This is a genomic window from Bathymodiolus azoricus thioautotrophic gill symbiont (assembly GCF_001298715.1).
GTDB lineage: Bacteria > Pseudomonadota > Gammaproteobacteria > PS1 > Pseudothioglobaceae > Thiodubiliella.
Genome location: NZ_CDSC02000202.1, coordinates 1 through 10,955, shown reverse-complemented (window position 1 = coordinate 10,955; position 10,955 = coordinate 1). Strand labels below are relative to the sequence as shown.

Annotated in this window: 9 protein-coding genes and 1 pseudogene; 9 read left to right on the top strand and 1 reads right to left on the bottom strand. The window is 37.5% G+C overall.

What is annotated here, in order from left to right; genetic code table 11:
- The coding region (locus BAZSYMA_RS03955) for a hypothetical protein (protein WP_143243088.1) at positions 1 to 208 on the bottom strand (208 nt) is incomplete at its 3' end.
- Between the two features lie 111 nt (positions 209 to 319).
- Between BAZSYMA_RS03955 and BAZSYMA_RS03950 the strand changes: the two are divergent.
- From BAZSYMA_RS03950 to BAZSYMA_RS03910, 9 genes and pseudogenes are all read left to right on the top strand, one after another.
- Positions 320 to 1,587, top strand: a pseudogene (locus BAZSYMA_RS03950) (MFS transporter).
- A 22-nt stretch (positions 1,588 to 1,609) separates the two neighbouring features.
- On the top strand, positions 1,610 to 3,223 hold the full coding sequence (locus BAZSYMA_RS03945; RefSeq protein WP_090715844.1) for an MFS transporter: 1,614 nt from the start codon (positions 1,610 to 1,612) through the stop codon (positions 3,221 to 3,223).
- Positions 3,224 to 3,267: 44 nt separating this feature from the next.
- The gene (locus BAZSYMA_RS03940; RefSeq protein WP_090715842.1) at positions 3,268 to 7,002 is read left to right on the top strand and encodes a nitrate reductase subunit alpha; all 3,735 of its coding nucleotides are present in this window, start codon (positions 3,268 to 3,270) and stop codon (positions 7,000 to 7,002) included.
- Positions 6,999 to 8,540 (top strand): nitrate reductase subunit beta, encoded by a 1,542-nt coding sequence (narH, locus tag BAZSYMA_RS03935; RefSeq protein WP_090715841.1) that lies wholly within the window; start codon positions 6,999 to 7,001, stop codon positions 8,538 to 8,540. The genes BAZSYMA_RS03940 and narH overlap by 4 nt, the downstream gene beginning before the upstream one ends.
- The gene (gene narJ, locus BAZSYMA_RS03930) at positions 8,537 to 9,196 is read left to right on the top strand and encodes a nitrate reductase molybdenum cofactor assembly chaperone (RefSeq protein ID WP_090715838.1); all 660 of its coding nucleotides are present in this window, start codon (positions 8,537 to 8,539) and stop codon (positions 9,194 to 9,196) included. The genes narH and narJ overlap by 4 nt, the downstream gene beginning before the upstream one ends.
- Positions 9,197 to 9,206: 10 nt before the next feature.
- A complete protein-coding gene (gene narI / locus BAZSYMA_RS03925; RefSeq protein ID WP_090715835.1) occupies positions 9,207 to 9,887 on the top strand; it encodes a respiratory nitrate reductase subunit gamma in 681 nt (226 codons plus the stop codon).
- A 6-nt stretch (positions 9,888 to 9,893) separates the two neighbouring features.
- Positions 9,894 to 10,349, top strand: coding sequence for a hypothetical protein (locus BAZSYMA_RS03920; RefSeq protein WP_090715833.1), 456 nt, complete (start codon positions 9,894 to 9,896; stop codon positions 10,347 to 10,349).
- Between the two features lie 13 nt (positions 10,350 to 10,362).
- Positions 10,363 to 10,698 carry a TusE/DsrC/DsvC family sulfur relay protein gene (locus BAZSYMA_RS03915; RefSeq protein ID WP_090715830.1) on the top strand — a complete coding sequence of 112 codons (336 nt, stop codon included), beginning with the start codon at positions 10,363 to 10,365 and terminating at the stop codon, positions 10,696 to 10,698.
- Positions 10,699 to 10,736: 38 nt separating this feature from the next.
- The coding region (locus BAZSYMA_RS03910; RefSeq protein ID WP_241502548.1) for an HPP family protein at positions 10,737 to 10,955 on the top strand (219 nt) is incomplete at its 3' end.

Below are 10,955 nucleotides of genomic sequence, written 5' to 3'. Positions count from 1 at the left end.
TTTTGTTGCTACTAAACTCCGTCTGATTGATTGTTTTTTGTTGTGCAATGTCTAGCTTTAATTGTTTAATACTCAAATTACTTTTAGCAAAATAACCCAACATCTCTTGTCGAGATTGCATTGTATTTTCTCGTAAGTAGAGCATTGCAAAGCCACGCTCATTTTGTAATGCGTGAAATGTATTGCTAAGTATTTGTAATTGCCGCATGATTAAGTAATATTATGTGATATAAATCACACTTTTGATAAAAAGGCATATTTTAAATCTAAAAACAAGCAAATAGAATATAAACTTAGAAAAAATTAAATAAGATTAACTATGGGTATCTCTACAATTAAAAGTCAAACTGCGCAAGCCAATTCTGTTTTAGCAGCGAATACTATTGCATTTACAGCATGTTTTGCTGTGTGGGTAATGTTCTCAATTATTGGTATTCCAATCAAAGAATTATTGCAATTATCAGAAACTCAATTTGGCTTGTTGGTGGCTACCCCTATTCTCACAGGTTCACTATTTAGATTGCCAGTGGGTATGTTGACTGACAGAATTGGCGGTCGCATTGTTTATTTCATCCTGATACTTGCCATGATTATTCCGCTGTGGTTTATTGGCGATGCAACGCAGTATTGGCAATTCTTAGTATTGGGTCTATTTGTGGGTATTGCAGGAGCTTCATTTTCAGTGGGTATCGCTTATACTGCCAAATGGTTTGACAAAGGACATCAAGGCTTTGCCATGGGTATTTTTGGCGCAGGAAATGCAGGGGCAGCATTAACTAAGTTTATTGCGCCTTCGTTGGTAGTGGCTTATGGTTGGCAAGCAGTGCCGAAGATTTATGCAGTCGCTATGATTGTCGTTGTCATTATGTATTGGATGTTTACTTATGAAGACCCAAAACATAAAGTTGCCTCAACAGTTACTATGAAAGATCAATTAAAAGCATTGAATGATCCAAAACTTTGGAAATATATGCAGTATTATTCTTTGGTATTTGGTGGTTTTGTCGCCCTGTCCTTATGGATGACAAAGTATTACATTAATGAGTATGGGTTTAAACTAACCACTGCAGCATTGCTAGCGGCAGTTTTTGTATTGCCTTCAGGTGTTATTCGTGCGTTGGGTGGATGGTTTTCGGATAAATATGGCGCTTATAAAGTAACCTGGTGGGTGATGTGGACTTCATTGATTTGTTTATTTTTCTTATCTTACCCACAACTTCTTTAGTTATTAAAACAACCACAGGCGAAGCAATGTTTGATTTAAGCTTAAATGTTTGGGTGTTTACTACTTTTTTGTTTGTGCTTGGTATCGCTTGGGGTTTTGGCAAGGCATCTGTGTTTAAATTCTTATCAGATGAATATTCTGACAATATGGGTGTAGTTTCTGGCATTGTTGGTTTGGCTGGTGGCATGGGTGGCTTCTTACTGCCTATTATGTTTGGTATGTTGATTGACTATATAGGTATTAATAGTGTGATATTTATGTTGTTGTATGGTGCAACAGCAGTTTCTTTGATTTGGATGTACTTTACATTTGGCAAAGAACAAAAGGCAAAAAATATTGCAGCAGCAATATCAAATAAATAATTTTTAAATAAAGGAGTCCGTGATGTCTCAAGATATAAAAAACTGGAACCCAGATGATTCATCTGAGTGGGAAAGCACAGGCAAGGCAATTGCCAATCGTAATTTATGGATATCTATTCCAAGTTTATTATCAGGTTTTGCTGTATGGTTAATGTGGGGTATTATCACGGTGCAAATGTTAAATACGAGTTACGGTGGTTTTGATAAATCTCAGCTATTTACTTTAGCGGCGATTGCAGGTTTGTCTGGTGCCACTTTAAGGATTCCATCAACCTTCTTTATTCGTTTAGCAGGTGGTAGAAACACCATTTTCTTGACCACTTCACTTTTGATATTGCCAGCACTGGGTTTAGGTATGGCTTTATCAAACCCTGATACACCATTTTGGACATTCCAAGTTTTAGCTTTATTATCTGGTTTTGGTGGTGGTAATTTTGCCTCTTCAATGTCTAATATCTCATTCTTTTTTCCAAAGAAAATTCAAGGTTATTCGTTAGGTATGAATGCTGGTTTAGGTAACTTCGGTGTAACCACTATGCAAATTGTGATTCCATTAGTGATGACCCTTGCAGTGTTGGGCAATCCAACAGAATTGCAAATCTCCTCAGGCACTTTGATTGGCAAGATTTCTGCCGGCACTGATACCTATTTGCAAAATGCAGGTTATGTTTGGTTGATTATTTTAATTCCACTTGCTATTGCCTCTTGGTTAGGTATGAATAATATTATCGAGGAGCATGTTTCTCCTAAGATTGGATCAACTTTAGGTGCGTTTATTAAAATTATTGTGATGTTAATTTTAGGTCTTGCAACTGCGGCTTTTGGTTTGTGGTTAATGTTGCCTGAAGTCGCATATGGTTCTGGACTAATGGTAAGTAAATGGGTGGCATTGCCTATTATTATTACCTTAACAGTGTTTTTATTAAAGTTTTTACCTTTAGGTGTTGATTATAAAGAAGGTTTAAAGCGTCAATATAAAATTTTTAAAAACAAGCATACTTGGGCGATGACGATTATTTATGTAATGACATTTGGATCTTTTATTGGCTATGCTGCGACGCTAGCTTTATCTATCAAAGTTATTTTTGGTTTTCAACATATTATGGTTGATGGTGTTATGAAGCATAATGCTGTCAATCCGAATGGACCTTCAGCGCTCACTTACGCTTGGATGGGTGCTTTTGTTGGTGCGCTTATTAGACCTCTTGGTGGCATAATTGCCGATAAGATTGGCGGTGCAAAGGTAACACAGATCATCTCTGGTGTGATGGTGTTATCCGCATTAGGTGTTGCTTACTTTATGAAGCAAGCTTATGCCAGTGCAACACCAGAAGAATTCTTCTGGCCATTTTTAATATTATTTGTGGTGTTATTCGCAATGACAGGTTTAGGTAACGGCTCTACTTTTAGAACAATTTCTCAAGTGTTTAACAAAGAGCAGGCTGGTCCAGTTCTAGGTTGGACATCTGCAGTAGCCGCTTATGGTGCATTCATCATTCCTAAAGTATTTGGTGAGCAAATTAAACTAACAACACCTGAAAATGCACTGTATGGTTTTGCAGTATTTTACGGTATATGTATGGTTATTAATTGGTGGTTTTATTTGCGTAAGAATGCTGAATTCCACAACCCATAATTTTATAGGTTAGTTAATAAAAAGCAATTTATAGGAGAGAGAAAATGAGTCATTTATTAGATAGAGTATCTTTTTTTACCAAGACAAAACCTGAAGAGTTTTCTGATGGACACGGTAAGTTAGTGCATGAGAATAGGGATTGGGAAAGAGCTTATCGTAATCGCTGGGCACATGATAAAGTTGTGCGTTCAACCCATGGTGTGAATTGCACAGGTTCATGTAGTTGGAAAATTTATGTAAAAAATGGATTGGTAACTTGGGAAACGCAGCAAACGAATTATCCGCGAACACGTCCAGATTTGCCAGACCATGAGCCTAGAGGCTGCCAAAGAGGTGCAACCTATTCGTGGTATCTGTACAGTGCTACTCGTCTTAAATATCCTTTAATTCGTTCTAGATTATTGCGCATTTGGCGTAGCGCTAAAGAACAACACAGTGACCCAGTTAATGCCTGGAAGTCTATTATGGAGGATAAAGAAAAATCGCAGGAATACAAGAAAGTTCGTGGATTAGGTGGCATGATTCGTGCTGACTGGGATGAAGTTAATGAAATTATTGCAGCCTCTAATATCTATACTGCAAAAACTTATGGTCCAGATAGGGTGGTTGGTTTTTCTCCAATTCCTGCGATGTCAATGGTGTCTTATGCAGCGGGTTCTCGTTATTTATCACTCATTGGCGGCACTTGTTTAAGTTTCTACGATTGGTATTGCGACCTGCCACCATCATCTCCGCAAACTTGGGGCGAACAAACTGATGTACCAGAGAGTGCTGACTGGTATAACTCTTCTTACATTATGGCGTGGGGTTCTAATGTGCCTCAAACCCGTACACCAGATGCACACTTCTTTACAGAAACGCGTTATAACGGCACTAAAACAATTGCAGTAACACCAGACTTTAGTGAGGTCGCCAAGCTTTCTGATGAGTGGATGAGTCCAACTCAAGGCACAGATGCTGCTTTGGCAATGACAATGGGTCATGTTATTTTAAAAGAGTATCACCTTAACAATAAGAGTGAATACTTTACCAGCTATATCAAGCAATATACGGATATGTCATTCTTGGTCATGTTAGAAGAAAAACAAGGTGTGCTTGCAGCTGGCAGAACACTGAGAGCTTCAGATATTGATGATAGCTTAGGTGAAAAAAATAATACCGAATGGAAGCCACTATTGATTGATAGTACTACCAATAAAATGGTTGTGCCAACGGGAACAATTGGTTCTAGATGGGACGGCTCTGGAAAGTGGAATATTGAAAATAAAAACGCCATGAATGGTGTAGATATTGATCCGAAAACCACACTTAAAGATGATAATGATGAAATTGTCTCTGTTGGTTTCCCGTATTTTAACAATCAAGAGCATGAGCAAGAAATATTTACCAGTACAGAGCATGATTCTATTTTGATGAGAAATGTGCCAATTAAGAAGTTTAAATTATCTGATGGATCAGAAGTTAAAGTGGCAACAGTATTTGACTTAATGATGGCAAATTATAGTGTTGACCAAGGGTTGGGCGGTGATAATGTTGCGATTTCATTTGATGATAATGTGCCTTATACGCCAGCATGGAATGAAAAGGTGACAGGTGTTCCGCGTGAGCAAATCATTCGTATTGCTAGAGAATTCTCAGAAAATGCGGATAAAACGCAAGGTAAATCGATGGTTATTTTAGGTGCTGCTGTTAATCATTGGTATCACATGGATATGATTTATCGCGGTATTATCAATATGTTGATGATGTGTGGTTGTATCGGTAAATCTGGCGGTGGCTGGGCACATTATGTGGGGCAAGAAAAACTTCGTCCACAAACAGGATGGCAACCCTTAGCATTTGGCTTGGATTGGCATCGACCACCTCGCCATATGAACGGAACTTCCTTCTTTTATAATCACTCTAGCCAATGGCGCTACGAGAAACTTGAGGTTGATGATATTTTATCGCCACTGGCTGACAAGAAAGAATGGGGTAATTATTCCATGATAGATTGTAATGTTCGTAGTGAAAAAATGGGTTGGTTGCCTTCAGCGCCACAATTTGAAGAAAATCCATTAGAAATTACCAAGCAAGCGGAAAGAGCAGGTATGGATGTTAAAGATTATATTGTTAAGCAGCTTAAATCTAAGGAGCTTAAGTTCTCTTGTGAGGACCCTGATAATCCAAAAAACTTCCCTCACAATATGTTTATTTGGCGCTCTAATTTATTAGGCTCTAGTGGTAAAGGGCATGAGTATTTATTAAAGCATTTACTGGGTACGCAAAATGCAGTATTAGGCAATGAAACAGATAAAAAACCCTCTGAGGTTAAATGGCGTGATGGCGCAGAAGGTAAGGTTGATTTATTTGTAACGCTAGACTTTAGAATGTCAACCACCTGTTTGTATTCAGATATTGTTCTGCCATCAGCGACATGGTATGAAAAGAACGACTTAAATACCTCAGATATGCACCCTTTTATCCATCCACTCTCTAAAGCAGTGGATCCTGCTTGGGAATCAAGAAGTGATTGGGATATTTATAAAGGCTTAGCCAAGAAATTCTCAGAACTTTGCCCAGGGCATTTAGGCAAAGAAAAAGATGTGGTTGCCTTGCCTATTTTGCATGATACGCCAGCAGAGATGGCACAAGCAACGGATGTTAAAGCTTGGTTTGATGACGAATGTGAAGCAATTCCTGGTAAGACTATGCCAAACTTTATTGAGGTTGAAAGAAATTATCCGGATACCTATAAGAAGTTTACTTCACTCGGTCCATTAATGTCTAAGATAGGTAATGGTGGTAAGGGTATTGCCTGGAACACCGAAGATGAAGTGTCCTTGCTTGCTGATTTAAATCGTGTTGTTAGAGAGGAGGGCGTCTCTAAGGGGCTACCTAAAATCGAAACTGATATTGATGCAACCGAAGTTATTTTATCTCTTGCACCAGAAACCAACGGGCAAGTGGCCGTTAAAGCTTGGGAGGCACTAGGAAAAATAACAGGTAGAGACCATACACATCTAGCAAAACCAAAAGAAGATGAAAAGATTAGATTTAGAGATGTGCAGGCACAGCCTAGAAAAATCATCTCATCACCGACTTGGTCAGGACTTGAAGATGAGCATGTGAGTTACAATGCAGGGTACACAAATGTGCACGAATATATTCCTTGGAGAACACTTACAGGTAGACAACAATTCTACCAAGACCACAAATGGATGGTAGATTTTGGTGAGAATTTATGTACTTACAAGCCGCCTATTAATACCAAAACAATTGCACCTATTATCAATGAGAATAACGATGGACGCTCTCAAGTTGTTTTGAATTGGATTACACCACACCAAAAATGGGGTATTCACTCAACTTATTCTGATAATTTATTGATGCTTACTCTTAATCGTGGTGGTCCAGTAGTATGGATAAGTGAGATTGACGCCAAGAAAATTGGTGTAGAGGATAATGATTGGATTGAACTGTACAATGTGAATGGCACAATTGTTGCTAGAGCAGTTGTATCACAAAGAGTGCCAGAAGGTATGTCAATGATGTATCACGCTCAAGAAAAAATTACCACCACACCAGTGGCAGAAAAATCAGGTTTTAGAGGGGGTATTCATAATTCAGTCACTAGAGCCATCACTAAGCCAACACATATGATTGGTGGTTATGTGCAATTGTCTTATGGATTTAACTATTACGGCACCGTAGGCTCTAATCGTGATGAGTTTGTTGTTGTACGAAAAATGGATAAAGTAGACTGGAAAGATGAACCAGTAACAGGAGGTCAATTATGAAAATAAGAGCGCAAATAGGAATGGTTCTAAATCTGGACAAATGTATTGGTTGTCATACATGTTCAGTCACTTGTAAAAATGTATGGACTTCACGTCAAGGTGTGGAATATGCTTGGTTTAATAATGTAGAAACAAAACCTGGCATTGGCTATCCTGTTGATTGGGAAAATCAAGACAAATGGAATGGTGGCTGGGTTTCTAAAAATGGTAAATTACAGCCTAAGATTGGCGGTAAATTTAGATTGCTAGCAAAAATATTTGCCAATCCTGATTTACCTGAAATTGATGATTATTACGAGCCATTTACCTTTAATTATGCACACCTGCAAAATGCACCTGAAATGCCAACGCCACCGGTAGCAAGACCACATTCTATGATTACTGGAGAAGTTATGGAAAAACCAGAATGGGGACCTAACTGGGAGGAAATTCTGGGAGGTGAATTTGAAAAACGCTCAAAAGATTACAACTTTAAAACCATAGAAAAAGAGATTTATGGACAATTTGAGAATACATTTATGATGTATTTGCCACGCCTATGCGAGCATTGTCTTAATCCGGCTTGTGTGGCAGCATGCCCATCTGGTGCTATCTATAAACGCGAAGAAGACGGTATTGTTTTAATTGACCAAGACAAATGTCGTGGTTGGAGAATGTGCGTGAGCGCTTGCCCTTATAAAAAAATCTACTACAACTGGCAATCTGGAAAATCAGAAAAATGCACATTCTGTTACCCAAGAATAGAATCTGGAGAGCCAACCGTTTGTTCTGAAACCTGTGTTGGCAGAATTCGTTCATTGGGTGTTATTCTTTATGATGCGGACAAAATTGAAGAAATGGCAAATATGAACGATGAGAAAGATCTATATGAGGCTCAATTAAAAATTTTCTTAGACCCAAATGATGAAGCTGTACAAGCACAAGCTAAAAAAGATGGTGTGCCTGAGAGTTGGATTGAAGCGGCTAAAAACTCTCCAGTTTATAAAATGGCAATTGACTGGAAGGTGGCATTCCCATTACATCCTGAATATAGAACATTGCCTATGGTTTGGTATGTGCCACCTTTATCGCCAATTCAAAATGCGGTTGAAAAAGGTGTGATTGACCATCGAGGCCCTATTCCGAATGTTGAAGAATTACGTATTCCAATTCGCTATTTAGCCAATATGTTGACTGCAGGCGATGATGAGCCTATTATTTTTGCATTAAAGCGTATGATTGCAATGCGTAATTTTATGCGCGCAAAACGCGTTGATAATGTTGTCCTGACAAAAGTGTTGGATGAAGTGGGTTTAACAGAAGACATGGTTAATGATATGTATAGAACTATGGCGCTCGCTGCTTATGAAGATAGATTCGTTATCCCCACTAACCACAAGGAATATGCGGGTGAGACACCTTTTGATAATGAAATTGCTTTTGATATTCGTTCTTCTTGTGGATTTAGCTTTGGTAATGGTTGTTCTGAGGGCTCTACTACAGCCACTTTGTTTGGTGGAAAAACACATGCCAACACTATGAATGGGAAAGTTCCATGAAAACACTTAAAGTTTTAGCTGTTTTGCTGTCTTATCCAGATATCAATGTTTATAAAAATATTGATGAGTTGGCTGAGGCTTTAAAACAGGAATCTTTATTATCTAAAAAAACTTTAAAAGAATTATTGTCTTTTATAGAAGATTACAAAAATAAAGATTTCTTAGAATTACAAGAACGCTTTGTATCAACTTTTGACAGAAGTCGTGCACATTGTTTAAATTTATTTGAGCATATTCATGGCGAATCACGCGACCGTGGACCTGCTATGGTTGATTTAGCACAGATGTATGCAAGGAAAAATTTGTTTGTTGGTAAGAAGGAATTACCTGATTATTTGCCTGTGTTTTTAGAGTATTTATCTTTATGCGATGATAAAGAAGCCATAGAGTCATTAGGTGATACGATTGATATTATTGCTTTAATTGGTGGTCAACTGAAAAAAAATGAATCACCTTACCATGTTATTTTTTCTGCATTAGAGGCGTTATCTAATGCTAAAGTAAATAAATTTAAAGTAGCAGAAGCAATACAAAATAGCCCCAAAGAGCCAGAAACACTAGAAGAATTAGATGAGTTATGGCAAGAGCAAGAAGCCTTTGGCGGAGAATCATCAGAATGTGGCACTTGTGAGACCAGTGCTACACTAACACACTAGGAGATATATTATGAATACTTTTTTAGAACAGTTTTTTTTCGGTTACTATCCTTATATTGCGATGACAATATTTATTGCTGGTAGTGCATTGCGTTATGACAGGGACCAATATACTTGGAAAGCAGACTCGTCACAACTACTACGAAAAAAAAGTATGTTATTAGGCAGTAATTTATTCCATATTGGCATTATTCTACTATTTTTTGGTCACTTTGTTGGTTTATTAACCCCAGAATGGGTGTATCACCCATTTATGAGTGCTGGTACTAAGCAAATAATGGCAATGACTGCTGGTGGTATTTTTGGCACAATGTGCTTGATTGGCATATTGATTTTATTAAACAGGCGTTTGTTTGATAAGCGTATTAGTAAAACCTCTAAATTTAGCGATACTTTCATTCTACTTTTTTTATTCGCACAATTATTATTAGGTTTATTAACTATTCCTTATTCAGCACAACATTTAGATGGTAGCTCAATGATTGCCTTAGCAAATTGGGCGCAACATGTTGTAACATTTAGAACGGGTGCTGCTGATTTTATTGTAGCTGAGGCTTGGGTATTTAAATTGCATTTAGTATTAGGCATGACACTTTTTGTTATTTTTCCATTTACCAGGTTGGTGCATATCTGGAGTGTGCCAGTACAATATCTAACACGCACAAATTACCAGATAGTTAGAAAAAGGTAGCTACTTATGCCTATTAAAATTAATGATGTAGAAATTAGCGATGATGATGTATTTCAAGAAATGCAATATCAAACAGATGCTTCAAATATAGAAGAGGTTATTTTTAAAGCAGCGCAAGCCTTGGTGGTTCAGCAGTTATTACTACAAGAAGCTGGTATTAAAAAAAATGATGCTAATGAAGAGGAAAAGATTAACCAGTTGATCAATGATAATGTCATCATCCCTATAGCGAATATAGAGTCCTGTCAGCGTTATTATGACAACAATAAAGTTAAATTTTTAGACAAGGAGCGAAATGAAATTTTGTCATTTGCAATGGTAGAAGAGCACATTAGAGAGTATTTGCAGAACCAATCTAGCACTTCTGGTATTAAGGAATATATTAATGTGCTTGCTGCTGATGCAGATATAAAAGGATTTGATTTTAAAGACCCTAGTGCGATGAATATAAAAATACAATAAAATTTATACTATTATGAATATTAATAATAAAGAAATAGAACTAGACGCTGAAGGCTATTTGGTTCACCCAGAAAACTGGGATAAAGAGGTAGCCTTAGAGTTAGCCAAATCAGAAAATATAACACTAACTGATGAGTATTGGCCTATATTTGACTTTATGAGGGTTTACTACAATGAGCACGGAGCAGCACCTGATGTTCGACATACAGCAAAACAAATGGGGGTTGATTTGGGGGTTGATAAAAAAGTAGCAAAAACTAAATTATTTAAAATGTTTCCTTACGGCTATGTCAAGCAAACTTGTAAGATTGCTGGAATGAGACGCCCAAGAGGCTGGAGTACAGGTTAAAACAACATATAGATTGTTAAACTACTAAGGGGAGAGTGGTGAATAATAAAGAATTATTAATTTCAGCGATTGGAGTATTTATAGCTGTTATTGCAACTGGATTTTTTTCCAATGTTATTCTACAAAGTGCTAATTCCCCCTTAATTATTGCTTCAGCAGGTGCCTCAGCAATATTAATATTTGGCGCACCACATGCTGCAACTTCTCGCCCGCTAAACTTAATTGTTGGGCACGGCGTTTCTGCTATTGTTGGCGTT

What these genes read in the sequence shown, in the direction of transcription:
- BAZSYMA_RS03945 (WP_090715844.1), top strand. Translation starts at nt 1,610, where the DNA reads ATGTCTCAAGATATAAAAAACTGGAACCCAGATGATTCATCTGAGTGG.
- BAZSYMA_RS03940 (WP_090715842.1), top strand. Translation starts at nt 3,268, where the DNA reads ATGAGTCATTTATTAGATAGAGTATCTTTTTTTACCAAGACAAAACCT.
- narH (WP_090715841.1), top strand. Translation starts at nt 6,999, where the DNA reads ATGAAAATAAGAGCGCAAATAGGAATGGTTCTAAATCTGGACAAATGT.
- narJ (WP_090715838.1), top strand. Translation starts at nt 8,537, where the DNA reads ATGAAAACACTTAAAGTTTTAGCTGTTTTGCTGTCTTATCCAGATATC.
- narI (WP_090715835.1), top strand. Translation starts at nt 9,207, where the DNA reads ATGAATACTTTTTTAGAACAGTTTTTTTTCGGTTACTATCCTTATATT.
- BAZSYMA_RS03920 (WP_090715833.1), top strand. Translation starts at nt 9,894, where the DNA reads ATGCCTATTAAAATTAATGATGTAGAAATTAGCGATGATGATGTATTT.
- BAZSYMA_RS03915 (WP_090715830.1), top strand. Translation starts at nt 10,363, where the DNA reads ATGAATATTAATAATAAAGAAATAGAACTAGACGCTGAAGGCTATTTG.